This is a genomic window from Pseudomonas sp. JDS08PS003 (genome assembly GCF_045013505.1).
Lineage (GTDB): Bacteria > Pseudomonadota > Gammaproteobacteria > Pseudomonadales > Pseudomonadaceae > Aquipseudomonas > Aquipseudomonas protegens_B.
The window spans coordinates 1,412,554-1,438,814 of sequence record NZ_CP120724.1 but is presented as its reverse complement, the minus strand read 5'-3'; the positions used below and the strand labels follow the sequence as shown (position 1 = coordinate 1,438,814).

Annotated in this window: 23 protein-coding genes; 13 read left to right on the top strand and 10 right to left on the bottom strand. The window is 61.8% G+C overall.

Annotation, left to right across the window (positions count from 1 at the left end; all coding sequences use genetic code 11):
- Window positions 1-41: 41 nt before the first annotated feature.
- The 7 genes from ispC to rpsB all read right to left on the bottom strand — a co-directional run bounded on the left by ispC (window position 42) and on the right by rpsB (window position 6,119).
- Complete coding sequence (ispC, locus tag P7C00_RS06460; RefSeq protein WP_346635922.1) at window positions 42-1,232, bottom strand: 1-deoxy-D-xylulose-5-phosphate reductoisomerase; 1,191 nt, start codon at window positions 1,230-1,232, stop codon at window positions 42-44.
- A complete protein-coding gene (locus P7C00_RS06455; RefSeq protein WP_346635923.1) occupies window positions 1,229-2,035 on the bottom strand; it encodes a phosphatidate cytidylyltransferase in 807 nt (268 codons plus the stop codon). The genes ispC and P7C00_RS06455 overlap by 4 nt, the downstream gene beginning before the upstream one ends.
- Window positions 2,035-2,790 carry a polyprenyl diphosphate synthase gene (uppS, locus tag P7C00_RS06450; protein ID WP_317071628.1) on the bottom strand — a complete coding sequence of 252 codons (756 nt, stop codon included), beginning with the start codon at window positions 2,788-2,790 and terminating at the stop codon, window positions 2,035-2,037. Before uppS ends, P7C00_RS06455 begins: the two co-directional genes overlap by 1 nt.
- 15 nt (window positions 2,791-2,805) lie before the next feature.
- Window positions 2,806-3,363: a ribosome recycling factor gene (frr, locus tag P7C00_RS06445; protein WP_123727653.1), complete on the bottom strand. Its 558-nt coding sequence runs from the start codon at window positions 3,361-3,363 to the stop codon at window positions 2,806-2,808.
- A complete protein-coding gene (gene pyrH, locus P7C00_RS06440; protein ID WP_011059526.1) occupies window positions 3,360-4,103 on the bottom strand; it encodes a UMP kinase in 744 nt (247 codons plus the stop codon). Before pyrH ends, frr begins: the two co-directional genes overlap by 4 nt.
- A 208-nt stretch (window positions 4,104-4,311) precedes the next feature.
- Complete coding sequence (tsf, locus tag P7C00_RS06435; RefSeq protein ID WP_346635931.1) at window positions 4,312-5,178, bottom strand: translation elongation factor Ts; 867 nt, start codon at window positions 5,176-5,178, stop codon at window positions 4,312-4,314.
- Window positions 5,179-5,381: 203 nt separating this feature from the next.
- A complete protein-coding gene (gene rpsB / locus P7C00_RS06430) occupies window positions 5,382-6,119 on the bottom strand; it encodes a 30S ribosomal protein S2 (protein WP_011059524.1) in 738 nt (245 codons plus the stop codon).
- Between the two features lie 407 nt (window positions 6,120-6,526).
- On the opposite strand from rpsB, the gene map reads away from it, so the two are divergent.
- From map to dapC, 3 genes are read left to right on the top strand one after another with little or no spacing between them, the layout of a single operon-like run.
- A complete protein-coding gene (map, locus tag P7C00_RS06425) occupies window positions 6,527-7,309 on the top strand; it encodes a type I methionyl aminopeptidase (RefSeq protein ID WP_068580424.1) in 783 nt (260 codons plus the stop codon).
- A 48-nt stretch (window positions 7,310-7,357) separates the two neighbouring features.
- Entirely contained in the window at window positions 7,358-10,060 is a 2,703-nt protein-coding gene (locus tag P7C00_RS06420) for a [protein-PII] uridylyltransferase (protein WP_404938335.1), read from the top strand.
- A 38-nt stretch (window positions 10,061-10,098) separates the two neighbouring features.
- Complete coding sequence (dapC, locus tag P7C00_RS06415) at window positions 10,099-11,298, top strand: succinyldiaminopimelate transaminase (RefSeq protein ID WP_404938333.1); 1,200 nt, start codon at window positions 10,099-10,101, stop codon at window positions 11,296-11,298.
- 72 nt (window positions 11,299-11,370) lie between these two features.
- On the opposite strand, the gene P7C00_RS06410 is transcribed toward dapC, so the two are convergent.
- The gene (locus tag P7C00_RS06410) at window positions 11,371-13,017 is read right to left on the bottom strand and encodes a Na+/H+ antiporter (protein ID WP_404938331.1); all 1,647 of its coding nucleotides are present in this window, start codon (window positions 13,015-13,017) and stop codon (window positions 11,371-11,373) included.
- 291 nt (window positions 13,018-13,308) lie between these two features.
- Here P7C00_RS06410 and P7C00_RS06405 point away from each other — a divergent pair, with 291 nt between their 5' ends.
- The 4 genes from P7C00_RS06405 (at window position 13,309) to P7C00_RS06390 (ending at window position 16,368) form a co-directional block, all read left to right on the top strand.
- Window positions 13,309-13,617, top strand: coding sequence for an arsenate reductase (locus tag P7C00_RS06405; RefSeq protein ID WP_404939923.1), 309 nt, complete (start codon window positions 13,309-13,311; stop codon window positions 13,615-13,617).
- A gap of 33 nt (window positions 13,618-13,650) precedes the next feature.
- Complete coding sequence (gene dapD / locus P7C00_RS06400; protein WP_015634328.1) at window positions 13,651-14,685, top strand: 2,3,4,5-tetrahydropyridine-2,6-dicarboxylate N-succinyltransferase; 1,035 nt, start codon at window positions 13,651-13,653, stop codon at window positions 14,683-14,685.
- Window positions 14,686-14,761: 76 nt separating this feature from the next.
- Window positions 14,762-15,967, top strand: coding sequence for a cysteine desulfurase (locus P7C00_RS06395; protein WP_346633436.1), 1,206 nt, complete (start codon window positions 14,762-14,764; stop codon window positions 15,965-15,967).
- The gene (locus P7C00_RS06390; protein WP_404938329.1) at window positions 15,964-16,368 is read left to right on the top strand and encodes a SufE family protein; all 405 of its coding nucleotides are present in this window, start codon (window positions 15,964-15,966) and stop codon (window positions 16,366-16,368) included. The genes P7C00_RS06395 and P7C00_RS06390 overlap by 4 nt, the downstream gene beginning before the upstream one ends.
- A 130-nt stretch (window positions 16,369-16,498) precedes the next feature.
- On the opposite strand, the gene tcdA is transcribed toward P7C00_RS06390, so the two are convergent.
- Complete coding sequence (gene tcdA / locus P7C00_RS06385; protein WP_404938327.1) at window positions 16,499-17,311, bottom strand: tRNA cyclic N6-threonylcarbamoyladenosine(37) synthase TcdA; 813 nt, start codon at window positions 17,309-17,311, stop codon at window positions 16,499-16,501.
- Window positions 17,312-17,528: 217 nt separating this feature from the next.
- On the opposite strand from tcdA, the gene P7C00_RS06380 reads away from it, so the two are divergent.
- From P7C00_RS06380 to P7C00_RS06365, 4 genes are all read left to right on the top strand, one after another.
- Entirely contained in the window at window positions 17,529-20,123 is a 2,595-nt protein-coding gene (locus P7C00_RS06380; protein ID WP_346633438.1) for a glycosyltransferase, read from the top strand.
- A gap of 186 nt (window positions 20,124-20,309) precedes the next feature.
- On the top strand, window positions 20,310-21,461 hold the full coding sequence (gene dapE, locus P7C00_RS06375; protein WP_404938326.1) for a succinyl-diaminopimelate desuccinylase: 1,152 nt from the start codon (window positions 20,310-20,312) through the stop codon (window positions 21,459-21,461).
- Entirely contained in the window at window positions 21,461-22,270 is an 810-nt protein-coding gene (locus P7C00_RS06370) for a putative RNA methyltransferase (protein ID WP_404938325.1), read from the top strand. Before dapE ends, P7C00_RS06370 begins: the two co-directional genes overlap by 1 nt.
- An 86-nt stretch (window positions 22,271-22,356) precedes the next feature.
- Window positions 22,357-22,734 carry a hypothetical protein gene (locus P7C00_RS06365; protein WP_346633441.1) on the top strand — a complete coding sequence of 126 codons (378 nt, stop codon included), beginning with the start codon at window positions 22,357-22,359 and terminating at the stop codon, window positions 22,732-22,734.
- A 102-nt stretch (window positions 22,735-22,836) separates the two neighbouring features.
- On the opposite strand, the gene P7C00_RS06360 is transcribed toward P7C00_RS06365, so the two are convergent.
- Window positions 22,837-23,046: a cold-shock protein gene (locus P7C00_RS06360; RefSeq protein WP_011059510.1), complete on the bottom strand. Its 210-nt coding sequence runs from the start codon at window positions 23,044-23,046 to the stop codon at window positions 22,837-22,839.
- A 247-nt stretch (window positions 23,047-23,293) separates the two neighbouring features.
- Between P7C00_RS06360 and plsB the strand changes: the two genes are divergently transcribed.
- Both plsB and P7C00_RS06350 read left to right on the top strand, forming a co-directional pair.
- Entirely contained in the window at window positions 23,294-25,798 is a 2,505-nt protein-coding gene (gene plsB / locus P7C00_RS06355; RefSeq protein WP_346633442.1) for a glycerol-3-phosphate 1-O-acyltransferase PlsB, read from the top strand.
- A 51-nt stretch (window positions 25,799-25,849) separates the two neighbouring features.
- Window positions 25,850-26,248, top strand: coding sequence for a YbaY family lipoprotein (locus P7C00_RS06350; RefSeq protein WP_346633443.1), 399 nt, complete (start codon window positions 25,850-25,852; stop codon window positions 26,246-26,248).
- Window positions 26,249-26,261 lie beyond the last annotated feature (13 nt).

The following is a 26,261-nucleotide window of genomic DNA, read 5'->3' as shown; positions in this document are numbered from 1 at the left end:
CTCCGCAATCCTATTCGCCGCCACTCGCCCGGTCGCGAATCCTATCGCCCGTTACGCTGCAACCATTGTTCTGCCAGGCTTCGGGCCTTGGCATCTGCCGCAAACACTGCATCGAGCTCATTGACTGCAACTACAGGCTCAAGGGCTAAAACTTCGTCGATGATACTCGCGATCTCCGGGTAACGGATGCGCCGATCAAGAAAGGCCGAAACAGCCACTTCATTGGCCGCATTGAGCATCGCCGGAGCACTGTCACCCGCCTCGGCAGCTTGACGCGCCAGACGCAGGCAAGGGAACCGCTGCTCGTCGGGCGCCTGGAAGTCAAGACGGGCAATCGCGAACAGATCCAACGGGGCCACACCGGAGTCGATACGTTCCGGCCAAGCCAGGGCGTTGGCGATAGGCGTGCGCATATCCGGATTACCCAACTGTGCAAGCACTGAGCCGTCGACATAATCCACCAGGGAATGAATCACGCTCTGCGGATGCACCACCACCTCGACCTGGGAAGGCTTGGCATCGAACAACCAGCAGGCCTCGATCAGCTCCAGCCCCTTGTTCATCATGCTCGCCGAATCCACGGAGATCTTGCGCCCCATGGACCAATTAGGATGGGCACACGCCTGTTCCGGCGAAACATGCTCGAGCTCGGCCAGAGGCGTCTGACGGAATGGACCGCCCGAGGCGGTCAACAGAATCCGTCGCACCCCGACCTGACTCAAGCCCCGGGAAAAATCCCCAGGCATGCATTGGAAAATCGCGTTGTGCTCGCTGTCGATAGGCAGCAGCACCGAGCCGCTCTTGCCTACCGCCTGCATGAATAGTGCGCCGGACATCACCAGCGCTTCTTTATTGGCCAGGAGGATCTTTTTGCCGGCCTCCACCGCCGCCAGGGTCGGGCGCAGGCCCGCAGCCCCGACAATTGCTGCCATTACCGCATCGACTTCAGGCGCCGAAGCGACTTCACATAAACCCTGCTCCCCCACCAGCACTCGAGTCGACAGGCCAGCAGCTCGCAGATCGTCCTGCAAAGTCCTCGCCGCCGCCAACTCGGGCACCACCGCAAAACGCGGCACATGGCGCACGCACAATGCCAGCAGCTCAGCCAGGCGGCTGAACCCGGTAAGGGCAAACACCTGATAGCGGTCCGGATGACGAGCTATCACATCCAGCGTACTCAGACCAATGGAGCCTGTAGCCCCCAGAACCGTGATCTGTTGCACACGACTCACAGTGCAGCCATCCACAGCAGCACCGCAAACACCGGAATGGCCGCTGTCAGACTGTCGATCCGATCAAGCACACCACCGTGCCCAGGCAACAGATTGCTGCTGTCCTTGATGCCGGACTGACGCTTGAACATGCTCTCGGTCAGGTCACCGACCACCGAAATAAAGACCACAATGGCAGCCCCCAACAGCCCCAGCAGAATCTGCCCAAAGGTCCAGTCACGCACCAGCCCGACCACTGCGGTGATCACCAGGCTCAATGCAAGGCCGCCATAGACGCCCTCCCAGCTCTTGCCAGGACTCACCTGAGGAGCCAGCTTGCGCTTGCCGAAGGCCTTGCCGGAGAAGTAGGCACCGATATCTGCCCCCCAAACCAGCACCATTACCGCCATGATCAACCAATTGCCCAGCGGCAACTGCTTGATGAACACCAGGCCCTGCCAGGCCGGCAACAGGATCAACAGGCCGATCAGCAGCTTGGGGGCCGCCCCGGACCATTGCTCACTGGTGCGCGGATAGGTAAGCACCAGGAAAGTCGCCAGCCCCCACCACAGCACCGCGGCACCCAGCACCCAAGGCGCAACACCCGGCACCAGATGCATCAAGAACAGCAGCGCCGCGACCGCGACCGCGTAAGCCACCCGAGCCGGCTGCGCCTCGAAACCTGCCAGACGCGCCCACTCCCAGGCACCCAGGCTCACCACTAAACCGATGAACAGGGCAAAACCCGATCCCTCGAGCAGGAAAAACCCACACAAGGCGATCGGCAGCAGGATCAGCGCAGTAATGATTCGTTGTTTAAGCATTAAACCCGGGCTCCAGCCTCGACCTGCTCGCTCGTTTTACCGAAGCGTCGCTGTCGAGAGGCGTAATCGGCCAGCGCATTGCGCATGGCTTCGTGTTTGAAGTCCGGCCAGAACAGGTCGGAGAAATACAGCTCGGCATAAGCCAGCTGCCACAGCAGGAAATTACTGATGCGATGCTCGCCACCGGTACGGATGCACAGGTCAGGCAACGGCAAGTCGCCGGTTGCCAGACAGGTCTGCAACAGGCCCGGAGTAATGTCCTCGGGACGCAGATGCCCGGCCTGGACCTCACGCGCCAGGCGCTGGGCAGCCTGGGCGATATCCCACTGGCCGCCGTAATTGGCAGCAATCTGCAGAATGAAACGATCACTGCCCGCAGTAATGGCCTCCGCCTCACGCATCGCCGCCTGTAGCTCGGGATGGAAGCGCGATCGGTCGCCAATAATCCGCAGACTGATGTTGTTCTCGTTAAGACGCTTGGCCTCACGCCGCAGCGCCTTGAAGAACAGATCCATCAAGGCACTGACTTCATCGGCCGGGCGTTGCCAGTTTTCACTGGAAAAGGCAAACAGGGTCAGCACTTCGACCTTGGCCTCGGCACACACTTCAATCACTGCACGTACCGCGTCAACACCCGCTTTATGCCCGGCAACACCCGGCATAAAGCGTTTTTTTGCCCAGCGGTTGTTACCGTCCATGATGATCGCGACATGTCGCGGTACCGAGGACGATACTGGCTGCTTGGTCTTTTCCATGAAAACGCCTGACCCTTATACGGCCATCAAGTCCGCTTCTTTCTGCTTAACGGCCACTTCGATTTCCGCCACGAACTTGTCGGTCAGCTTCTGGATATCGTCAGCAGCACGACGCTCGTCGTCTTCACTGATCTCTTTTTCCTTGACCAGATCCTTGAACTGGCTCAACGCGTCACGACGCACGTTACGCACCGCAATGCGAGCGTCTTCAGCCGCTTCACGAGCCTGCTTAGTGAAGCCCTTACGGGTCTCTTCAGTCAGGGCCGGCATAGTGATCAGCAGCAGTTCGCCCAGGTTGGTCGGGTTGAAGCCCAGGCCGGAGCTCTGGATCGCTTTGTCCACGGCCGCCAGCATGTTGCGTTCGAAAGCCACGACCTGCAGGGTGCGGGCATCTTTCACGGTAACGTTTGCCACCTGATTGATCGGCGTATCAGCGCCGTAGTAAGGCACCATCACACCCGCCAGGATGCTTGGGTGAGCCTGGCCAGTACGAATGCGGCTGAATGCATGCGCCAGGGACTCCAGGGATTTCTTCATGCGCTCTTGAGCGTCTTTCTTGATTTCGTTGATCATTGCTCGCCTTCCTCGATCAGGGTTCCTTCAGCGCCACCATGCACGATGTTCAGCAGGGCGCCGGGCTTGTTCATGTTGAATACCCGCAGCGGCATCTTATGGTCGCGACACAGGCAGATGGCCGTCAGGTCCATCACTCCCAGCTTGCGATCCAGCACTTCATCGTAAGTCAGATGATCGAACTTCTCGGCATGCGGGTCTTTGAACGGGTCTGCAGTGTAAACACCGTCGACCTTGGTTGCCTTGAGCACGACATCGGCATCGATCTCGATGGCTCGCAGGCAGGCTGCGGAGTCGGTAGTGAAGAACGGATTACCGGTACCGGCCGCGAAGATCACCACCTCTTTGGAGTTCAGGTGGCGCATTGCCTTGCGACGGTCATAGTGATCGGTCACACCCACCATGGAAATAGCCGACATCACGATGGCCGAGATATTCGCACGTTCCAGCGCGTCGCGCATGGCCAGGGCGTTCATCACAGTGGCCAGCATGCCCATGTGGTCGCCTGTGACCCGATCCATCCCGGCAGCACTCAGTGCCGCGCCGCGGAACAGGTTACCGCCACCAATCACCAGACCGACCTGCACACCGATGCCGACCAGTTGGCCAACTTCCAGCGCCATGCGGTCCAGCACCTTGGGGTCGATCCCGAACTCTTCCGAGCCCATCAGGGCCTCGCCGCTAAGCTTGAGTAGAATGCGTTTATAGCGAGCTTGATAACCACTGCCCTGCTGAGCCATTGCGAATCTCTCCTGCGGCGTATTTTAAAAATTCTTTGCGGGCTGTTTGCAGCCTGCGTTCACTCTAGCTTGACGCTGTCACAGCGCCATCAGAACACGACTTTGTAAACCGGTTCCGAGGATAAACAACAAAATTACCCTGCCCATTTGAAAAGAGGCTGCGCGCGTGAGCGGGCAGCCTCTTCTGGGCGACAGTTGAAAAACCGTCTTACTGTTGCTTGGCAGCAGCCAGTTGTGCAGCAACTTCTTCAGCGAAGTTGTCTTCTTTCTTCTCGATGCCTTCACCTACTGCGAAACGGGTGAAGGAAACGATTTCAGCGCCGCCTTTCTTGGCCAGAGCACCTACGGTGATTTCTGGATCCTTGACGAAAGCCTGCTCAACCAGACTGGCTTCAGCCAGGAACTTGCTGATACGGCCAGCGATCATTTTTTCAACGATTTCGGCTGGCTTGCCTTTCATCTTGTCTTCGTTCAGCTGCAGGAACACAGCTTTTTCGCGCTCGATGGCTTCGGCGGAAACTTGCGACGGCAGCAGGAACTCAGGGTTGCTTGCCGCTACGTGCATGGCGATGTCTTTGGCCAGGTCAACGGAACCGCCCTTCAGGACAACCGCAACACCGATCTTGTTACCGTGCAGGTAAGTACCGACCACGTCACCTTCAACGCGAGCCAGACGACGGATGTTGACGTTCTCGCCAGTCTTGCCCACCAGGATCAGACGGTCAGCTTCTTGAGCTTCGATCAGCGGAGCTGCGTCGGTCAGCTTGTCAGCGAAAGCTTTTTCCACGCTGGCAGCAACGAATGCCTTGAAGTCGTCCTGCAGAGCCAGGAAGTCGGTCTGCGAGTTCACTTCCAGCAGGACAGCGACTTTACCGTCGTCCTTGATGGCAATAGCGCCTTCAGCAGCTACGTTGCCTGCTTTCTTGGCAGCCTTGATGGCGCCGGAAGCACGCATGTCATCAATGGCTTTCTCGATGTCGCCGCCAGCCTTGGTCAAGGCCTTTTTGCAATCCATCATGCCTTCGCCGGTACGCTCGCGCAGTTCTTTGACCAACGCTGCAGTAATCTCTGCCATTTTCAAAATCCTCTTGGATAGGTTTTCAACCATTCCACCCGATCGAACGGGCGTTCAATTCTTGGGCGCTACCTCGAACTCATTTCATAACAGCCCCGCATTACAGAAACTGTCAGGGCGCAAAGACGAAATGATTTTCGAGTTGGCAAAAAGGGGGCCAAGCCCCCTTTTTGCGTACTGAGTAAACGCTAAGCGTCAGTTACTCAGGCTTCAGCCGCCGGTGCTGCAGCTTCTTCGAACACTTCGGTGCCGCCAGCAACGTTGTTGCGACCACGGATCACAGCGTCAGCCATCGAACCCATGTACAGCTGGATGGCGCGAATGGCGTCATCGTTGCCTGGAATGATGTAGTCAACGCCTTCCGGGCTGCTGTTGGTATCGACAACGCCGATGACCGGGATGCCCAGCTTGTTGGCTTCGGTGATCGCGATGCGCTCGTGGTCAACGTCGATCACGAACAGTGCGTCAGGCAGGCCGCCCATGTCCTTGATACCACCCAGGGAACGATCCAGCTTTTCCAGATCGCGAGTGCGCATCAGCGCCTCTTTCTTGGTCAGCTTGGCGAAGGTGCCGTCTTCTGCTTGCACTTCAAGGTCACGCAGACGCTTGATGGAAGCACGGATGGTTTTGTAGTTGGTCAGCATGCCGCCCAACCAGCGGTGATCGACGTACGGCGAACCGCAACGTGCTGCTTCTTCAGCAACGATCTTGCCAGCGGAACGCTTGGTGCCGACGAACAGAATCTTGTTTTTGCCCTGGGCCAGACGCTCTACGAAAGTCAGAGCTTCGTTGAACATTGGCAGGGTTTTTTCAAGGTTGATGATGTGAATCTTGTTGCGCGCACCGAAAATGTACTTACCCATTTTCGGGTTCCAGTAACGAGTTTGGTGACCGAAGTGCACACCGGCCTTCAGCATATCGCGCATGTTGACTTGGGACATGATAGTTCCTTAATAAGTCGGGTTAGGCCTCCACGTATCCCAATGACCAACCAACAGCATGTGCTGAGGGCACCCAGGTCATCGTGTCGACACGTGTGTGGGTTTGAGCTTTTCGGGACATCCCCGGAAAGCGGCGCATTTTATACCACAGCGTGGGCCAAAACGGAACCCGGATTCACATCCTCCGCTCCGTGCAGTTTTTGCCCTGCTCTTGGATTCAGCCCAGAATGCACCATTGTATAGAGACAAGCGCCAGCAGAACCTCAGATTTGCGCTGAGCCTCTGTTAGAATCGCACCTTTGCGGCTTCTGAAAACCTCACCGGTTCCATCCCGGTTCCAGCCTTGCAGGGGCAGGTTTTCAAGCCATTCCGTGTTTACCGCGCCATTGAGCGTCAAGAGAGCCTGTATGACCGTCACCCTCAAAACTCCCGAGGACATCGCCAAAATGCGTGTCGCCGGCAAACTGGCCGCCGAAGTCCTGGAAATGATTGCCGAGCATGTCAAACCCGGTGTCACCACCGAAGAACTGGACCGCATCTGCCATGACTACATCGTCAATGTGCAGGGTGCGATCCCGGCACCGCTGAACTACAAGGGCTTCCCCAAGTCCATCTGCACCTCGATCAATCATGTGGTGTGCCACGGCATTCCCAACGAGAAGCCGCTGAAGGATGGCGACACCCTGAACATCGACGTCACCGTCATCAAGGACGGCTACCACGGTGACACCAGCCGCATGTTCCACGTCGGCACCGTCCCGGTCTGGGCCGAGCGGCTGTCGCAGATCACCCAGGAATGCATGTACAAAGCCATCGAACTGGTGAAACCGGGCTGCCGCCTGGGCGACATCGGCGAAGTGATCCAGAAACACGCGGAAAAGAACGGCTTCTCGGTGGTTCGCGAGTTCTGCGGCCACGGCATCGGCAAGGTGTTCCACGAAGAGCCGCAGATCCTGCACTACGGTCGCGCGGGCACCGGCATGGAACTCAAGGCCGGCATGACCTTCACCATCGAGCCGATGATCAACCAGGGCAAGGCCGACACCAAGGTACTGGGCGACGGCTGGACCGCCATCACCAAGGACCGCAAGCTCTCGGCACAGTGGGAGCACACCCTGCTGGTCACCGAAACCGGCTATGAGATCTTCACCCTGCGCAGCGATGACACCATCGCCCGGGTGTCTGCCTGATCCACAACGCCGCATCCCGACCTTATAGATAGACAGGAAAGCCAATCGATGCCGCAGGTGGACCCCGAACTCTTCGACCGTGGCCAGTTCCAGGCGGAACTGGCACTGAAGGCCAGCCCCATCGCCGCTTTCAAGAAAGCCATCCGTCAGGCACGAGAAGTGCTCGACAACCGCTTTCGCAGCGGACGGGAAATCCGTCGGCTGATCGAAGACCGCGCCTGGTTCATCGATAACATCCTGCAAAAGGCCTGGGACCAGTTCAGCTGGAGCGAAGACGCCGACATTGCCCTGGTGGCGGTCGGCGGCTACGGCCGCGGCGAGCTTCACCCCTATTCCGATATCGACCTGCTGATCCTTCTGGACAGTGCCGATCACGAGATCTTTCGCGACTCCATCGAACGCTTTCTTACCCTCCTCTGGGACATTGGCCTGGAAGTCGGGCAAAGCGTGCGTTCGGTGGACGAATGCGCCGAAGAGGCCCGGGCCGACCTGACGGTAATCACCAACCTGATGGAAAGCCGCACCATTGCCGGCCCCGAGCACCTGCGCCAGCGCATGCTGGACGTCACCAGCACCGCACATATGTGGCCGAGCAAGGACTTCTTCCTGGCCAAGCACACCGAGCAGAAAGCCCGCCACCACAAGTACAACGACACCGAATACAACCTGGAGCCAAACGTCAAAGGCTCCCCCGGCGGCCTGCGGGATATCCAGACCATTCTCTGGGTCGCCCGCCGTCAGTACGGGACCCTGAACCTGCGAGCCCTGGCCGGCGAAGGCTTCCTGGTGGAAAGCGAGAACGCCTTGCTGGCCTCCTCCCAAGAGTTCCTGTGGAAGGTCCGCTACGCCCTGCACATGCTCGCCGGCCGCGCCGAAGACCGCCTGCTGCTGGACCACCAGCGCTCCATCGCCGAACTGCTGGGCTTCAGCGGTGAAGACGCCAAGCAATCCATCGAAAGCTTCATGCAGCAGTACTACCGGGTGGTGATGAGCATCGCCCAGCTGAGCGACCTGATCATCCAGCACTTCGAAGAAGTGATCCTCGCCCCCGAGGACGAAGCTGCGCCGCAGCCGATCAACGCCCGCTTCCAACTGCACGACGGCTACATCGAGGCGATCAACGACAACGTATTCAAGCGCACGCCGTTCGCCATGCTGGAAATCTTTGTGCTGATGGCCCAGCACCCGGAAATCAAGGGCGTACGGGCCGACACCATCCGCCTGCTGCGGGAACACCGGCACCTGATCGACGACGATTTTCGTCACGATATCCGCAACACCAGCCTGTTCATCGAACTGTTCAAATGCGAGATCGGGATTCACAGGAACCTGCGACGGATGAACCGCTACGGCATCCTCGGGCGTTACCTGCCGGAATTCGGCTTCATCGTCGGGCAGATGCAGCACGATCTGTTCCACATCTATACGGTGGACGCCCACACGCTGAATCTGATCAAGCACCTGCGCAAGATGCAGTACACGCCGATCTCCGAGAAATTCCCGCTGGCCAGCAAGCTCATGGGCAAGCTGCCCAAGCCCGAGCTGATCTATCTGGCCGGCCTGTACCACGACATCGGCAAGGGCCGCCACGGTGACCACTCGGAAATCGGTGCAGTGGATGCCGAAGCCTTCTGCGTGCGCCACCAGCTGCCTCTCTGGGACACCCGGTTGATCGTCTGGCTGGTGCAGAACCACCTGGTGATGTCCACCACCGCCCAGCGCAAGGACCTGTCCGACCCGCAGGTGATCCACGACTTCGCCCAGAGCGTGGTCGACCAGACCCGCCTCGACTACCTCTACGTACTCACGGTCGCCGACATCTACGCCACCAACCCGACCCTGTGGAACTCCTGGCGCGCCAGCCTGTTGCGCCAGCTCTACACCGAAACCAAGCGCGCCCTGCGGCGCGGCCTGGAAAACCCGGTGGACCGCGAAGAGCAGATCCGTCAGACCCAAAGCGCCGCCCTGGACATCCTGGTGCGCAACGGCACCGATCCGGACGAAGTCGAGCAGCTCTGGTCGCAACTGGGAGACGACTACTTCCTGCGTCACACCGCCGGCGATGTGGCCTGGCATAGCGACGCGATCCTCCAGCAACCGGCCGATGGCGGGCCGCTGGTGCTAATCAAGGAAATCACCCAGCGCGAGTTCGAGGGTGGCACCCAGATCTTCATCTACGCCCCGGACCAGCACGACTTCTTCGCCGTGACCGTGGCCGCCATGGACCAGCTCAACCTGAACATCCATGACGCGCGCATCATTACCTCCAGCAGCCAGTTCACCCTCGACACCTACATCGTCCTGGACAACGACGGCGAGTCCATCGGCAACAACCCGCAGCGGGTCGAGCAGATCCGCAAGGGACTGACCGACGCCCTGCGCAACCCCGACGACTACCCGACCATCATCCAGCGCCGGGTGCCGCGCCAGCTCAAGCATTTTGCCTTCGCCCCTGAGGTGACCATCCACAACGACGCCCAGCGCCCGGTCACCGTGCTGGAGCTCAGCGCCCCGGATCGTCCGGGCCTGCTGGCGCGGATCGGCAAGATCTTCCTGGAGTTCGACCTGTCGCTGCAAAACGCCAAGATCGCCACCTTGGGCGAGCGCGTGGAAGACGTGTTCTTCATTACCGATGCACACAACCAGCCTCTTTCCGACCCACAGCTGTGCAGCCGCTTGCAGGATGCGATCGTCGAACAGTTGAGTGTCAGCCACGAACCGACTATCGAAATGACCCGCCTGAGCATCTGACAGGTCTGAACCGCCGCTTTGAGTGAGAAAACGCACCAATGAACAACGCTCTGAACCAGCTGCAACCCTACCCGTTCGAAAAGCTGCGCGCCTTGCTCGGCACAGTGACCCCCAATCCGGACAAGCGCCCCATCGCCCTGTCCATCGGCGAACCCAAACATCGCTCGCCCAGCTTTGTCGCCGAGGCCCTGGCCAGCAATCTCGACCAGATGGCGGTCTACCCCACCACCCTGGGCATCCCCGTCCTGCGTGAAGCCATCGGCGGCTGGTGCGAGCGACGCTTCGGCGTGCCGACCGGCTGGATTGACCCGACGCGTAACGTCCTGCCGGTCAACGGCACCCGCGAAGCGCTGTTCGCCTTCACCCAGACCGTGGTCAACCGCGGCGACGACGCGCTGGTGGTCAGCCCCAACCCCTTCTATCAGATCTACGAAGGCGCAGCCTTCCTCGCCGGGGCCAAGCCGCACTACCTGCCGTGCCTCGACGAAAACGGCTTCAACCCGGACTTCGACGCCGTGCCGGCCGAAATCTGGCAGCGCTGCCAGATCCTCTTCCTGTGCTCCCCAGGCAACCCCACCGGCGCGCTGATCCCGCTGGACACCCTGAAGAAACTGATCGCCCTGGCCGATGAGCACGACTTCGTGATTGCCGCCGACGAGTGCTACAGCGAGCTGTACTTCGACGAACAGACCCCGCCGCCGGGCCTGCTCAGCGCCTGCGTCGAGCTGGGCCGCAAGGACTTCAAGCGCTGCGTGGTGTTCCACAGCCTGTCCAAGCGCTCCAACCTGCCGGGCCTGCGCTCCGGTTTCGTCGCCGGCGACGCGGACATCCTCAAGGGTTTCCTGCTGTACCGCACCTACCACGGCTGCGCCATGCCGGTGCAGACCCAGTTGGCCAGCGTCGCTGCCTGGAACGATGAAGTACACGTACGCGCCAACCGCGCCCTGTACCGCGAAAAGTTCGATGCAGTGCTGGCGATTCTCTCGCCCGTGATGGACGTACAGCGCCCGGATGGCAGCTTCTATCTGTGGCCGAACGTGGCCGGGGATGACGCTGCCTTCTGCCGCGACCTGTTCGAGCAAGAGCACGTGACCGTGGTCCCGGGTTCCTACCTGTCGCGGGATGTGGACGGTACTAACCCAGGCGCTGGGCGTGTGCGCATGGCGCTGGTCGCGCCGCTGGCGGAGTGCGTGGAAGCAGCGGAACGGATTCGCGATTTCGTTCTGCGTCGCGCTTGAGACCCTTCGCCGGCCAGCCGGCTCCTACCCCCTCCTGGTAGGAGCCGGCTGGCCGGCGAAAGCGTTATTCGCTCACTTCACCTGCCCCAGATTCGCCTCGCTCAAATCCAGGTCCGCCAACACCTCGCGCAGTACATCGTCACCGATCTGGTGATGTCGGCTCAGGCGGTACAACTCCAGCCGTTGCGCCCGCAGGGCCTTGAGCCGCAGGCGCCGTTCCAGCAAGTCCATCTGCAATGCCAGGGCCTGAGCCTCCGCGGAATCGTTGTAGACCTCCAACTGATGCCGGTACTCAGCCATCAAACGGCCCTTGAGCTCGGTGGCCAGTGCCGCCTGGGCCGCATCGGGGGCCTCATTGGTTTCAGCCACTTCCTCGGCTTCCAGGGCATGGATCGCCGCCTCGGCGGTCTTGCGCCAAGCATCGCGGACTTCCCCACGGCGTTTGTCGTCCGGGCTTTTGACGATACCGCGCAACAGCAGCGGCAGGGCAATGCAGGCCGCCACCAGGGACAGCAGAATCACTCCGGCGGCGATAAAGATCAGCAGGTCACGCTCGGGAAATGCCTCCCCGACGCCCAGGAACAAGGGCACCGACATCACACCGGCCAAGGTCACCGCCCCACGTACCCCACCCACAGTCAGCAACCAGCAGGAGCGCGCCGTGGGCACCAGGGTCAGCTCGCCCTTGCCGCGCCAGCGCCGCAGCAGCCCGGACAGACGCCAGATGCTCTGCACCCAGATAAAGCGCAACACCAACAGCACCAGGAAGATCGCCATCACATCCAGGCAGCGATAGAACAGGGTCGGCCAGAGCGAAGTCTCATGGCTGACCACAGCCTTGATGATGTCAGGCAACTGCAGCCCCAACAGTAGAAAGATCAGGCCATTGAAGGCGAACTCCAGAAGCGACCAGACGCTGCGATTGAGCAGTCGGGTGCTGGTCTGGCGCGGCAGCAGGTCGAGCCAGCTCTGCATCATTCCCGCCGCCACCGCCGAGAGAATGCCCGAGGCCCCCAGGCGCTCGGCCAGCACATAAGCCGCAAACGGCAATAGCAACATGAACACCACATGGGTCGCCGGATCGTCCCAGCCTCGGGCGATCATCCAGGCCCGCAGGCGCCCGACCAGCCAGCTCAGGGCCACACCGACCGCCAAGCCACCCACCGCCACCAGCACAAAGGTCAGGCTGGCATTGGCCAGAGAAAACACTCCGGTAACGGCGGCCACCAGGGCGAACTTGAAAGTCACCAGGCCCGAGGCATCGTTCATCAGGGCCTCGCCCTGGAGCATGTGCATCAGCGGGGTTGGCAGGCGGTTCTGGGAGATGGCCGACACCGCTACAGCGTCGGTGGGCGACAGCACCGCGGCCAGGGCGAAAGCCACCGGCAACGGGATGGTCGGCAGCAGCCAGTGAATGAAATACCCGGCACCGACCACGGTGAACAGCACCAGGCCCACCGCCAGGGTCAGGATCGGGCCTCGCAAGCGCCAGAACTCGCGCTTGGGCATGCGCCAACCGTCGGAAAACAACAGGGGTGGCAGGAACAGGAAAAGGAACAGTTCCGGGTCCAGAGCCACGTGCAAACCCAGGGTCGGCCAAGCCAGCAAGGCGCCGGCGGCAATCTGTACCAGAGGCAAGGGCAGCGGAATCACCCGTCCGACCAATCGCGAGAGGCTCACCAGCATCAGCAGGATGAGGACGGTATAGGCAGTTTGCATAAAGCGAAAATCCAAGGCTCAACAAGAAAAATCGTACTCATCTCAGCTGAGAATCGCCGACGAAGTGCCATATTAGCCGCTTAAACTCGGTACTGACCGCTGCACAAAAGTCGCAACCCCCATGATCTGCTGTGCAACAACCTGCGACAAAGCCGATTTCAGGCCGACGCCGAAGCGCTGCGGTCGTGGCATAATCCGTGACCTTTCATCTCCAGCATCTCCAAAGGGGGCAATTCCTTGACCGCTTCAAGCAAAACGTTGCACCTTTTCGGCATCAAAGCCTGTGACACCATGAAAAAGGCGCGCACCTGGCTCGATGAACACGCTGTCAGCTATGACTTCCATGATTACAAAACCTCCGGCATTGACCGTGAGCACCTGAATCAGTGGTGCGACGAGCACGGCTGGCAGGTGGTGTTGAACCGCGCGGGCACGACCTTTCGCAAACTCGATGACGAAAGCAAAGCCGATCTCGACCAGGCGAAAGCCGTTGAACTGATGCTCGCGCAACCTTCGATGATCAAGCGCCCGGTGCTCGACCTCGGAGACAAGACCCTGGTTGGCTTCAAGCCAGACCTTTACGCAGCGGCGCTCAAGTAAGCCTGCTCACTCTATTTCGCAAGAGGTAACTGCATGTCCACTACTCTGTTCAGCCTGGCATTCGGTGTCGGCACCCAAAATCGTCAAGGCGCCTGGCTGGAAGTGTTCTACGCATCGCCACTGCTCAACCCTGCCGCCGAAATCGTTGCCGCTGTCGCACCGATCCTCGGTTACAGCGAAGGCAACCAGGCCATCACCTTCACCACTGCCCAGGCCGCGCAAATGGCCGACGCGCTGAAGAGCATCGACGCCACCCAGGCAGCCCTGCTGACCCGCCTGGCCGAAAGCCACAAGCCGCTGGTCGCCACCCTGCTGGCCGAAGACGCCCAGCTGACCTCCACTCCAGAGGCCTACCTGAAGCTGCATCTGCTGTCCCACCGTCTGGTCAAGCCGCACGGCCTGAGCCTGGCTGGGGTGTTCCCGCTGCTGCCGAACGTGGCCTGGACCAGCCAGGGCGCGATCGATCTGGGCGAGTTGGCCGAGCGCCAACTGGAAGCGCGCCTGCGCGGCGAGCTGCTGGAAGTGTTCTCCGTGGACAAGTTCCCGAAAATGACCGACTACGTGGTGCCGAGCGGCGTGCGTATCGCTGACAGCGCGCGGATCCGCCTGGGCGCCTACATCGGCGAAGGCACCACCGTCATGCACGAAGGCTTCGTCAACTTCAACGCTGGCACCGAAGGCCCGGGCATGATCGAAGGCCGCGTATCGGCTGGCGTGTTCGTCGGCAAAGGTTCGGACCTGGGCGGCGGTTGCTCCACCATGGGCACCCTGTCGGGTGGCGGCAACATCGTGATCAAGGTCGGCGAAGGCTGCCTGATCGGCGCCAACGCCGGTATCGGCATTCCGTTGGGCGACCGCAACACCGTGGAGTCGGGCCTGTACGTGACCGCCGGCACCAAGGTGGCGCTGCTGGACGAGAACAACCAGTTGGTCAAAGTGCTCAAGGCCCGTGAATTGGCCGGCCAGCCGGACCTGCTGTTCCGTCGCAACTCGGAAACCGGCGCCGTGGAGTGCAAGACCCACAAGTCGGCCATCGAGCTGAACGAAGCGCTGCACGCTCACAACTAAGCAGCGATTCGGTTTCACTGGAACCGGCCGGGCGCTTATCATCGGCGCCCGGCCTGTTCAAACGAGTTCTGCCACCATGCTTGTACCCTCCCCCTGGCGCGCCGACTTCCCGGCCATCGCCGCCCTGCATCGCCAGGACCAGACGTACCTGGACAACGCCGCCACCACGCAAAAACCCCAAGCCCTGCTGGACGCCCTGGCCCACTACTACGCCAATGGCGCGGCCAACGTGCATCGCGCGCAGCACCTGCCCGGTGCCCACGCTACCCAGGCTTTCGAGGACAGTCGCCGCAAGGTCGGCCAATGGCTGAATGCCGGTGACAGCGGGCAGATCGTCTTCACCCACGGCGCCACTTGCGCGCTGAACCTCCTGGCTTATGGCCTGGAGCATCAATTTGAAAGCGGCGATGAGATCGTCATCAGCGCCCTTGAACACCATGCCAACCTGCTGCCCTGGCAACAGTTGGCCCAACGTCGCGATCTCAAGCTGCTGATCCTGCCCCTGGATGCCGACGGTCTGATCGACATCGATGCGGCAAGCCGCCTGATTGGCCCGCGCACTCGCCTGCTGGCGGTGAGCCAGTTGTCCAATGTGCTTGGCGCCTGGCAACCCTTGACGCCACTGCTGGCCATGGCCAAGGCCCAGGGCGCACTGACGGTGATCGACGGCGCCCAGGGCGTGGTTCATGGCCGTCACGATGTGCAGGCCCTGGGCTGCGACTTCTATGTATTCTCCAGCCATAAACTCTATGGTCCGGACGGCGTCGGCGTGCTGTTCGGCCGCCATGCCGCGCTCAAGCGCCTGCGTCATTGGCAGTTCGGCGGAGAAATGGTCCAGGACGCCGACTACCAGCACGCCAGCTTTCGCCCGGCGCCCCTGGGGTTCGAGGCCGGTACACCACCAATTGCCGGGGTTATCGGCTTGGGGGCTACCTTGGACTATCTTGGCGCCCTGGATCAGCAAGCAGTCACCGCACATGAAGCCGCGCTGCACGCCTATCTGTTGCAGGGCTTGCAGGCACGCAACGGCATCCGCCTGCTGGGCACGCCGCAACTGGCTCTGGTCAGCTTCGTCGTGGACGGCGTGCACAACGCCGACCTGGCGCACCTGCTGACCGAACAGGGCATTGCCGTACGTGCCGGTCACCATTGCGCCATGCCGCTGATGAAGAGCTTCGGCCTCGCCGGGGCGATTCGCGTATCCCTGGCGCTGTACAACGATTCCGAGGACCTGGAGCGCTTCTTCGAGGCTCTGGATCAGGCCTTGGAACTGCTGCGATGAGCCTGCCGGACGATGCCGTTGCCGCCCTGGAGGTCTTTCAGCAAGCCCCAGGCTGGGAGCAGCGTGCGCGCTTGCTGATGCAATGGGGCGAGCGCCTGCCGGCCCTGGACGAAGCGGACAAGATCGAAGCCAATCGGGTGCTGGGTTGTGAGAGCCAGGTCTGGCTGGTGGCAAGCCTGCATGAGGGGCGCTGGCAGTTCGCCGCCGCCAGCGACGCGCGGCTGATTCGCGGTTTGGTGGCCTTGCTGCTGGCCCGGGTCAATGGCCTGACGGCGCAGCAGTTGCAGGAAGTGGACCTGGCCGACTGGTTCAACCAGTTGGGCCTGTCACGTCAACTCTCGCCATCGCGCAGCAACGGCTTGAATGCCGTACTGCAGCGCATGGGCGAACTGGCTCTATAGGAGCCGCCCACCCTCTGCACCGCAGGAGCCGGCTTGCCGGCGAACAGGGCCTCAAGCCGAGCATCGCCCTCTGGTTCCCTTTCGCTGGCAAGCCAGCTCCTACAACAACCAGCGTCTGTGCAATCCGGCCTTATGCGCCGGGCTTGCTGCGTTCAGATGGGCGGCGCACGCCGGCAACGATCTTGTCTACCGCCTTGGTCGCCGCCACCATGCCGAAGGTCGCGGTGACCATCATCACCGCGCCAAAGCCACCGGCGCAGTCGAGCTTGACCCCATCGCCGACAAAACTCTTTTGCAGGCAGATGCTGCCGTCCGGCTTCGGATAACGCAGCTGCTCGGTGGAAAACACGCAGGGCACGCTGTAATGCCGGGTCACGGTACGCGAGAAACCGTAGTCACGACGCAGGGTGGAACGCACTTTGGAGGCCAATGGGTCGTTGAAGGTGCGGTTCAGGTCGCAGACCTGAATCAGGGTCGGGTCGATCTGCCCGCCGGCGCCGCCGGTGGTGATGATCTGGATCTTGCGCCGCTTGCACCAGGCGATCAGCGCCGCCTTGGCATTCACGCTGTCGATGCAGTCGATCACGCAATCAATGTCCGGGGTGATGTACTCGGCCATGGTGTCCCGGGTGACGAAATCCGCCACCGCGTGCACGCGGCAGTCCGGGTTGATGCCCCGCAGGCGCTCGGCCATGACTTCGACCTTGGGCTTGCCCACGGTGCTGTCCAGGGCATGCAGTTGCCGGTTGCTGTTGCTGACGCAGACATCGTCGAGGTCGAACAGCGAAATTTCACCCACCCCGCAACGGGCGATGGCTTCCGCCGCCCAGGAACCGACCCCGCCGACCCCGACGATCGCCACATGGGCCGCCCGCAGCCGCTCCAGACCTTCAATGCCATACAAACGGGCGACGCCGGCAAACCGTGGATCTTCTGTACTCATGACCATCACCTAAAAAACCGGCGCGCATTATAGGGCCTCAAGGCGACAAGTTTTAACCTTGAAGCTACAAGTAAAGAACTTAAACCCGAATACAGTGCCCAAGGTCTGGCTTTCCTCTGTGCGCTGTACGCTCAGTTGAGGGCCGGTGTAGGATGCCCGCCGTTTGGCGCCTGCCAACCCTTCCCTCGTTCCACACCTTTTGGAACCCGAAATAGCTATGTCATCGCGTAAATTTGGACTCAATCTGGTGATAGTGCTGGCCATTGCCGCCCTGTTCACCGGTTTCTGGGCGCTGATCAATCGCCCGGTCTCGGCCCCCGACTGGCCGGAACAGATCTCCGGTTTTTCCTACTCGCCTTTCCAGCAGGGCCAGTTCCCGCAGAAGGACCAGTTCCCGTCCGACGATGAAATGCGTCGCGACCTGGAGATCATGAGCAAGCTGACCGACAACATCCGTACCTATTCGGTGGACGGCAGCCTGCAAGACATTCCCAAGCTGGCGGAAGAGTTCGGCCTGCGGGTAACCCTGGGGATCTGGATCAGCCCGGACCTGGAGCGCAACGAGCGGGAAATCATGCGCGCCATCGAGCTGGCCAACAGCTCCCGCAGCGTAGTCCGCGTAGTGGTGGGCAACGAAGCGATCTTCCGCAAGGAAATCACCGCCGACCAGTTGTCGGTGCTTCTCGACCGGGTCCGCGCCGCGGTGAAAGTCCCGGTCACCACTTCTGAGCAGTGGCACGTCTGGGAAGAACACCCGGAACTGGCCAAGCACGTCGACCTGATCGCCGCGCACATCCTGCCCTACTGGGAGTTCATCCCGGTGGACAAGGCCGGACAGTTCGTCCTCGACCGCGCCCGTGACCTGAAGAAGATGTTTCCAAAAAAACCGCTGCTGCTGTCCGAAGTGGGCTGGCCGAGCAACGGCCGCATGCGCGGTGGGGCTGACGCCAGCCCGGCAGACCAGGCGATCTACCTGCGCACCCTGGTCAACAAGCTCAACCGCCAGGGCTACAACTACTTCGTCATCGAAGCCTTCGACCAGCCGTGGAAGGCCAGTGACGAAGGTTCGGTAGGCGCCTATTGGGGCGTGTTCAACGCCGCGCGCCAGCAGAAGTTCAACTTCGAAGGCCCAGTGGTGGCGATCCCGCAATGGCGGGTGCTGGCTATCGGTTCGGTGGTGCTGGCGCTGCTGTCTCTGACCCTGCTGATGATCGACGGCTCGGCCCTGCGCCAGCGTGGCCGGACCTTCCTGACCTTCATCGCCTTCCTTTGCGGCTCGGTGCTGGTATGGATCGGCTACGACTACAGCCAGCAATACAGCACCTGGTTCAGCCTGACGGTGGGCTTCCTGCTGGCCCTCGGCGCGCTGGGGGTATTTATCGTACTGCTCACCGAAGCCCATGAACTGGCCGAGGCGGTGTGGATCCACAAGCGCCGGCGCGAGTTCCTGCCGGTGGAAGGCGACTCCAACTATCGGCCGAAAGTCTCGATTCACGTGCCCTGCTACAACGAGCCGCCGGAGATGGTCAAACAGACCCTCAACGCCCTGGCCAACCTCGATTACCCGGACTTCGAAGTCCTGATCATCGACAACAACACCAAGGACCCGGCGGTCTGGGAGCCGGTGCAGGCCTATTGCGAAACCCTGGGCCCGCGCTTCAAGTTCTTCCACGTCGCGCCATTGGCCGGTTTCAAGGGCGGGGCGCTGAACTACCTGCTGCCGCACACCGCCAAGGATGCCGAAGTGATCGCGGTGATCGACTCCGACTACTGCGTCGACCGCAACTGGCTCAAGCACATGGTGCCGCACTTCGCCGATCCGAAGATCGCCATCGTGCAATCGCCCCAGGACTATCGCGACCAGAACGAAAGCACCTTCAAGAAGCTCTGCTATGCGGAATACAAGGGCTTCTTCCATATCGGCATGGTCACTCGCAATGACCGCGACGCGATCATCCAGCACGGCACCATGACCATGACCCGGCGCTCGGTGCTCGAAGAACTGGGCTGGGCCGACTGGTGCATCTGCGAAGATGCCGAGCTGGGTCTGCGGGTGTTCGAGAAAGGCCTGTCGGCGGCGTACCACCACGAAAGCTACGGCAAGGGCCTGATGCCCGATACCTTCATCGACTTCAAGAAGCAGCGTTTCCGCTGGGCCTACGGCGCGATCCAGATCATCAAGCGCCATACCGCCAGCCTGCTGCGCGGCAAGGACACCGAGCTGACCCGTGGCCAGCGTTACCACTTCCTCGCGGGCTGGCTACCGTGGGTCGCGGACGGCATGAACATCTTCTTCACCCTCGGCGCCCTGCTGTGGTCGGCGGCGATGATCATCGTGCCGCAACGGGTCGACCCGCCGCTGCTGATTTTCGCCATCCCGCCCCTGGCGCTGTTCGTGTTCAAAGTCGGCAAGATCATCTTCCTCTACCGCCGAGCAGTAGGGGTCAACCTCAAGGACGCGTTCTGCGCGGCCCTGGCGGGCCTGGCCTTGTCCCACACCATTGCCAAGGCAGTGCTTTACGGCTTCTTCACCAGCAGCATCCCGTTCTTCCGCACACCGAAGAACGCCGACAACCACGGTTTCTGGGTGGCAATCTCGGAAGCACGGGAAGAGTTGTTCATCATGCTGCTGTTGTGGGGCGCGGCACTGGGGATCTTCCTGGTACAAAAGGGCCTACCAAGCAACGACATGCGCTTCTGGGTGACCATGCTCCTGGTGCAGTCGCTGCCCTATGTGGCGGCACTGGTCATGGCGTTCCTGTCGTCACTGCCAAAACCTTCGGAACAACCCGAGCCGGCTCCTGCAGCCTAAATCGATCCAAAGCACTAAACGGCGGCCTCAGGCCGCCGTTTTGCTTTAAGATACCCGCCATTTTGCGCGCCCCGCCCACCCCTTGTAGGAGCTGGCTTGCCAGCGAACAGAGCGCCACGGTATTTCTGCCCAACCGCCATCGCCGCACAGCCGGCTCCTACACAATGCCTTGCACCGGAGTGACCCATGACGGCCCATGCCGAGCTTTCGCCGACCCTGCAACTTGCCTGTGATCTGATCCGCCGCCCTTCCGTGACGCCGATCGACGCCGACTGCCAGAAGCTGATGATGCAGCGCCTGGGCGACGCCGGCTTCAAGCTGGAACCGATGCGCATCGAGGACGTGGACAACTTCTGGGCCACTCATGGCCAACATGATGGCCCAGTGCTGTGTTTTGCCGGCCACACCGACGTGGTGCCCACCGGCCCGGTCCAGGCCTGGCAGAACGACCCGTTCGAAGCCCTGATCGACGAACACGGCATGCTTTGCGGTCGCGGCGCGGCGGACATGAAAGGCAGCCTGGCCGCCATGCTGGTGGCCGCCGAGCGTTTCGTCGCCGACTACCCAGACCACAAGGGCTCGGTGGCCTTCCTGATCACCAGCGACGAAGAAGGCCCGGCGCACCACGGCACCAAGGCGGTGGTGGAGCGTCTGGCAGCACGCAAGGAGCGCCTGGACTGGTGCATCGTCGGTGAGCCTTCGAGCACCAGCCTGGTGGGCGACGTGGTCAAGAACGGCCGCCGCGGCTCCCTTGGCGCCAAGCTCACGGTGCGTGGGGTACAGGGCCACGTGGCCTACCCGCACCTGGCCAAGAACCCGATCCACCTGGCGGCGCCGGCCTTGGCGGAATTGGCGGCCGAGCACTGGGACGACGGCAATGCGTTCTTCCCGCCCACCAGCTTCCAGATCTCCAACCTCAACTCCGGCACCGGCGCCACCAACGTGATCCCAGGTGATCTGGTGGCGGTGTTCAACTTCCGCTTCTCCACCGAATCCACCGTTGAAGGCCTGCAACAACGGGTTGCTGCGATCCTCGACAAGCACGGCCTGGACTGGCACGTGGAGTGGGCCCTGTCCGGCCTGCCGTTCCTCACCGAACCCGGCGCCCTGCTGGACGCGGTCTCGGCCAGCATCAAGCAGATCACCGGTCGCGAGACTAAGGCGTCCACCAGCGGCGGCACTTCCGACGGGCGTTTCATCGCCACCCTGGGCACCCAGGTGGTGGAGTTGGGCCCGGTCAACGCCACCATCCATCAGGTCAATGAGCGCATCCTGGCCAGTGACCTGGATGTGCTGACCGAGATCTACTACCAGACCCTGATCAAGTTGCTTGCCTGATGCTTGCCTGTCCTCTTTGCAGCGCCCCGCTGAACGCCGTGGACAATGGCGTGGTCTGCCCGGCCGGGCATCGCTTCGACCGTGCTCGCCAGGGTTACCTGAACCTGCTGCCGGTGCAGCACAAGAACAGCCGTGACCCGGGCGACAACCAGGCCATGGTCGAGGCCCGCCGCGATTTCCTCAACGCCGGGCATTACGCCCCGGTGGCCAGACGCCTGGCAGAACTGGCGGCAGAACGCGCGCCCCAGCGCTGGGTCGACATCGGCTGTGGCGAGGGTTACTACACCGCGCAACTGGCCGAGTCCCTGCCCGGTGCCGATGGTTACGCCCTGGATATTTCCCGGGAGGCAGTGAAACGCGCTTGCCGTCGCGCCCCGCAACTGACCTGGATGGTCGCCAGCATGGCGCGCATTCCCCTGGCCGATGCCAGCTGCCAGTTTCTCGCCAGCGTCTTCAGCCCCCTCGACTGGCTGGAGGCCAAGCGCCTGTTGAGCCCCGGCGGCGGCCTGATGAAAGTCGGTCCTACCAGCGGCCACCTGATGGAACTGCGTGAACGCCTGTACGACGAAGTGCGCGAATACACCGACGACAAGCACCTGGCCCTGGTGCCGCCTGGCATGGCCCTGGCTCACAGCGAAACCCTGGAGTTCAAGCTGCGCCTGGAACGCCCGGAAGATCGCGCCAATCTACTGGCCATGACGCCCCACGGCTGGCGCGCCAGCGCCGAACGACGGGCCGCAGTGATCGAGCAGGCCGAGCCTTTCGAGGTCAGCGTGTCGATGCGCTACGATTACTTCGTGCTGCAATAACCCCACTTAACCCAACGACCGCGGGCATGGGCCCGGGGTCGAAGAAATCCGCGAATGGATTTTTCAGACCGGCAATGAGGACATCCATGCGCCAGCCCGATATCGAGATTTACCTGAAAGACGCCGACGTCGACTACAAGGCCATCGCCACCTGGCTCGGCGCCGTGCTCGGCCCTTGCAGCGAGTGGGTACAGAAGGGTCAGACCTACAAATGCACAGCAGGCACAGTACCCGTGACCTGGCTGCCCAAGGCCGTTGGCAAGTGGAACAGCCTGTACCTGGAAAGCGACCAGACCCCGTGGGACGACGACATTGCCTGTGCCCGCGCCGCCTTTGCCGCGCTGAATGTGGAAGTGCGCTGCGCACCGGGCAGTTGGGTCGAGGAAGAAGGTGAAGAGACCGCCGATCGCTGGATTCGCATCAGCACCGACGGCGAAGAAGAGATTACCTGGCGCACCGCCTGAACACCGCATACCCGTAGGAGCCGGCTTGCCGGCGAAGAGGCCCCTGAGCATTGCATCGCCAGCGCCCCTCTTTCGCTGGCAAGCCAGCTCCTACAAGGTTGGTTACAAGCCGACGACGTCTTCGGCTTGCAGACCTTTCTGGCCTTCGACCACGGCGTATTCCACCTGCTGGCCTTCGGTCAGCGAGCGGTGGCCTTCGCCACGGATCGCCCGATAGTGGACAAACACGTCCGCCCCACCTTCACGCTGGATAAAACCGTAGCCCTTGGCGTCGTTGAACCACTTCACGTTGCCGGTCTCACGAGTAGTCATGAATCCATACCTCATTTTTTTATTATTGGGTTGGTGCGCTGCAACCAAACCTTGAGAACTTTCCCTCGACCTGCCTCTCTATGACTGGAGGCAATACGGCCGCGGGAGAGTCGGCCGAGTATATGACAGGCGTAAAAACTCTCAACTCAATCTTGTTTCGGCGCTTTTTTGCCGATTTTCGACGAATCCGGCACACTACCGCTCCCGAGCAGTTGCTCGGTTTTCTACTCACTCACGCAGAAGCCGTATGACCCGTTCCCCGATCCGCCGTCTTGTGTTTGGCACCTTGCGCCGACTGCTGTACCTCTGGGTCCGCTCGGAAACCATCAACCAGTCGTCCTTCACCCTCGACCTCGACCGCAGCCGGCCGGTGTTCTACGTCCTGCAAAACCCATCCCTGACCGACCTCGCCGTGGTCGATACCGAATGCACCAAGGCCGGGCTGCCACGCCCGGTGCTGCCGGTGTCGGTGGGCAACCTGCTGGAGCCCGCGGCGTTCTTCTACCTGACCCCGGAACCCGACTGGCTCGGCCGCCAGGACAAGCGCGGCGCACCACCGACCCTGACCCGGCTGGTCAGCGCCCTGACCCAGAACGCAGCCGAAGATGCGCAGATCATTCCGGTCAGCGTGTTCTGGGGCCAGTCCCCGGACAGCGAGTCCAGCCCCTGGAAGCTGCTGTTTGCCGACAGTTGGGCGGTCACCGGACGCCTGCGTCGGCTGCTGAGCATCATGATCCTGGGGCGCAAGACCCGGGTGCAGTTCTCGGCCCCGATCAACCTGCGGGAGCTGATCGAGCACAACAAGGGTCACGAGCGCACCGTGCGCATGGCCCAGCGCATCCTGCGGGTGCACTTTCGCAACCTAAAGGCCGCGGTCATCGGCCCGGACATCTCCCACAGGCGCAACCTGGTCAAGGGCCTGCTCAACCAGCCTCTGGTGAAACAGGCGATCCTCGACGAAGCCGAGCGCGAGAAGATCTCCCCGGAAAAGGCCAAGGCCCAGGCCCTGCGCTACGGCAACGAGATCGCCTCGGACTACACCTACACCGCGATCCGCTTCCTGGAAGTGGTGCTGAGCTGGTTCTGGAACAAGATCTACGACGGGATCAAGGTCAACCACCTCGAAGGCGTGCAGAAAATCGCCCAGGGCCACGAAGTGATCTACGTGCCCTGCCACCGCAGCCATATCGACTACCTGCTGCTGTCCTACCTGCTGTTCCGCAACGGCCTGACCCCGCCGCACATCGCCGCCGGGATCAACCTCAACATGCCGGTGATCGGCAGCCTGCTGCGCCGCGGCGGGGCCTTCTTCATGCGCCGCACCTTCAAGGGCAATCCGTTGTACACCTCGGTGTTCAACGAGTACCTGCACACCCTGTTCACCAAGGGCTTCCCGGTGGAGTACTTCGTCGAGGGCGGCCGCTCGCGCACCGGGCGCATGCTGCAGCCCAAGACCGGGATGCTCGCCATCACCCTGCGCAGCTTCCTGCGTTCCTCACGCATGCCCATCGTTTTCGTGCCGGTGTACATCGGCTACGAGCGGGTTCTGGAAGGCCGCACCTACCTGGGCGAACTGCGCGGCGCAAGCAAGAAGAAGGAGTCGATCTTCGACATCTTCAAAGTCATCGGTGCCCTCAAACAGCGCTTTGGCCAGGTGGCGGTGAACTTCGGCGAACCGATCAAACTGGCGGAATTCCTCGACCAGGAACAACCGGACTGGCGCACCCAGGAACTGGGCCCGCAATACCGCCCGGCCTGGCTCAACGAAACCACCAACCGTCTGGGCGAGCGGGTGGCCCAGCACCTCAATGAAGCTGCGGCGATCAACCCGGTGAACCTGGTAGCCCTGGCCCTGCTGTCCACCAGCCGCCTGGCCCTGGACGACCGGGCCATGGCCCGGGTCCTGGACCTGTACCTGGCACTGTTGCGGCGCGTGCCCTACTCGCCCCACACCACCTTGCCGGAAGGCGACGGCCAGGCGCTGATCCAGCACGTCAAGGACATGAATCTGCTGGCCGAGCAGAGCGACGCCCTGGGCAAGATCCTCTACCTGGACGAGCAGAACGCCGTCCTGATGACCTACTACCGCAACAACGTGCTGCACATCTTCGCCCTGCCGGCGCTGCTGGCGAGCTTCTTCCAGAGTTCATCGCGCATGAGCCGCGAACAGATCCTGCGCTACACCCGTGCGCTGTATCCCTACCTGCAGGCGGAGTTGTTCATCCGCTGGCCCCTGGAAGAACTGGATGCGGTGGTGGATCAATGGCTGGAGGCCTTCGTCGAACAGGGCCTGCTGCGCTTCGAGAAAGACCTGTACCTGCGCCCGGCGCCCAGCTCGCGGCATTTTGTTTTGCTGACCCTGCTCTCCAAGAGCATCGCCCAGACCCTGCAGCGCTTCTACATGGCCATTTCCCTGTTGCTCAACAGCGGCCAGAACAGTATCAGCGCCGAAGAACTGGAAGACCTGTGCACCGTCATGGCCCAGCGCCTGTCGATCCTCCATGGCCTCAATGCCCCGGAGTTCTTCGACAAGAGCCTGTTCCGCCACTTCATCCAGACCCTGCTGGATCAAGGCGTGCTGCGCCGCGACGAAGCCGGCAAGCTGAGCTACCACCCACTGCTGGGGGAACTGGCCGAAGGCGCAGCCAAACGGGTGCTGCCGGCGGAGATTCGCCTGTCGATCCGCCAGGTCGCCCTGCACCGCAGCGAAGATGCCGCCGACCAGCTCGCGGCACCGGCGCAAAACGACTAGATTCTTATCGGCGCCGCAGAACCTGCGGCGCCCTCGATACGGAGATCCGTCATGAAAAAACTCACCCTGCTGGCAGCCACTGCGCTGCTTGGAGCCTGCCAAGCCATGCACCCCGCAGCCAGAGCCAGCCTCGACGGCGAAGTCTTCTATCTGCAACGCATCGCCCTGCCGCCTGCCGCCACCTTGAGCGTGAGCCTGCAGGACGTATCCCTGGCGGACGCTCCGGCGGTGGTCCTGGCCGAGCAGAATGGTCCGGTCAAAGGCCAGGTGCCGCTGCCCTTCCACCTCAGCTACGACCCGGCCCAGGTCAAGCCCGGCCACCGCTATGCGGTCAGCGCGCGGATCGAACTGGACGGCAAGCTGATGTTCATCACCACCGAACACAACGGGGTCAACCTCGACGGCAAGGATCCCCAGCCGTTGAAACTCCGTGTCGACGCTGTACGTTAATTTTCATTGCCCA

What these genes read in the sequence shown, in the direction of transcription:
- P7C00_RS06455 (WP_346635923.1), bottom strand. Translation starts at nt 2,035, where the DNA reads ATGCTTAAACAACGAATCATTACTGCGCTGATCCTGCTGCCGATCGCC.
- uppS (WP_317071628.1), bottom strand. Translation starts at nt 2,790, where the DNA reads ATGGAAAAGACCAAGCAGCCAGTATCGTCCTCGGTACCGCGACATGTC.
- frr (WP_123727653.1), bottom strand. Translation starts at nt 3,363, where the DNA reads ATGATCAACGAAATCAAGAAAGACGCTCAAGAGCGCATGAAGAAATCC.
- pyrH (WP_011059526.1), bottom strand. Translation starts at nt 4,103, where the DNA reads ATGGCTCAGCAGGGCAGTGGTTATCAAGCTCGCTATAAACGCATTCTA.
- tsf (WP_346635931.1), bottom strand. Translation starts at nt 5,178, where the DNA reads ATGGCAGAGATTACTGCAGCGTTGGTCAAAGAACTGCGCGAGCGTACC.
- rpsB (WP_011059524.1), bottom strand. Translation starts at nt 6,119, where the DNA reads ATGTCCCAAGTCAACATGCGCGATATGCTGAAGGCCGGTGTGCACTTC.
- map (WP_068580424.1), top strand. Translation starts at nt 6,527, where the DNA reads ATGACCGTCACCCTCAAAACTCCCGAGGACATCGCCAAAATGCGTGTC.
- P7C00_RS06420 (WP_404938335.1), top strand. Translation starts at nt 7,358, where the DNA reads ATGCCGCAGGTGGACCCCGAACTCTTCGACCGTGGCCAGTTCCAGGCG.
- dapC (WP_404938333.1), top strand. Translation starts at nt 10,099, where the DNA reads ATGAACAACGCTCTGAACCAGCTGCAACCCTACCCGTTCGAAAAGCTG.
- P7C00_RS06410 (WP_404938331.1), bottom strand. Translation starts at nt 13,017, where the DNA reads ATGCAAACTGCCTATACCGTCCTCATCCTGCTGATGCTGGTGAGCCTC.
- P7C00_RS06405 (WP_404939923.1), top strand. Translation starts at nt 13,309, where the DNA reads ATGAAAAAGGCGCGCACCTGGCTCGATGAACACGCTGTCAGCTATGAC.
- dapD (WP_015634328.1), top strand. Translation starts at nt 13,651, where the DNA reads ATGTCCACTACTCTGTTCAGCCTGGCATTCGGTGTCGGCACCCAAAAT.
- P7C00_RS06395 (WP_346633436.1), top strand. Translation starts at nt 14,762, where the DNA reads ATGCTTGTACCCTCCCCCTGGCGCGCCGACTTCCCGGCCATCGCCGCC.
- P7C00_RS06390 (WP_404938329.1), top strand. Translation starts at nt 15,964, where the DNA reads ATGAGCCTGCCGGACGATGCCGTTGCCGCCCTGGAGGTCTTTCAGCAA.
- tcdA (WP_404938327.1), bottom strand. Translation starts at nt 17,311, where the DNA reads ATGAGTACAGAAGATCCACGGTTTGCCGGCGTCGCCCGTTTGTATGGC.
- P7C00_RS06380 (WP_346633438.1), top strand. Translation starts at nt 17,529, where the DNA reads ATGTCATCGCGTAAATTTGGACTCAATCTGGTGATAGTGCTGGCCATT.
- dapE (WP_404938326.1), top strand. Translation starts at nt 20,310, where the DNA reads ATGACGGCCCATGCCGAGCTTTCGCCGACCCTGCAACTTGCCTGTGAT.
- P7C00_RS06370 (WP_404938325.1), top strand. Translation starts at nt 21,461, where the DNA reads ATGCTTGCCTGTCCTCTTTGCAGCGCCCCGCTGAACGCCGTGGACAAT.
- P7C00_RS06365 (WP_346633441.1), top strand. Translation starts at nt 22,357, where the DNA reads ATGCGCCAGCCCGATATCGAGATTTACCTGAAAGACGCCGACGTCGAC.
- P7C00_RS06360 (WP_011059510.1), bottom strand. Translation starts at nt 23,046, where the DNA reads ATGACTACTCGTGAGACCGGCAACGTGAAGTGGTTCAACGACGCCAAG.
- plsB (WP_346633442.1), top strand. Translation starts at nt 23,294, where the DNA reads ATGACCCGTTCCCCGATCCGCCGTCTTGTGTTTGGCACCTTGCGCCGA.
- P7C00_RS06350 (WP_346633443.1), top strand. Translation starts at nt 25,850, where the DNA reads ATGAAAAAACTCACCCTGCTGGCAGCCACTGCGCTGCTTGGAGCCTGC.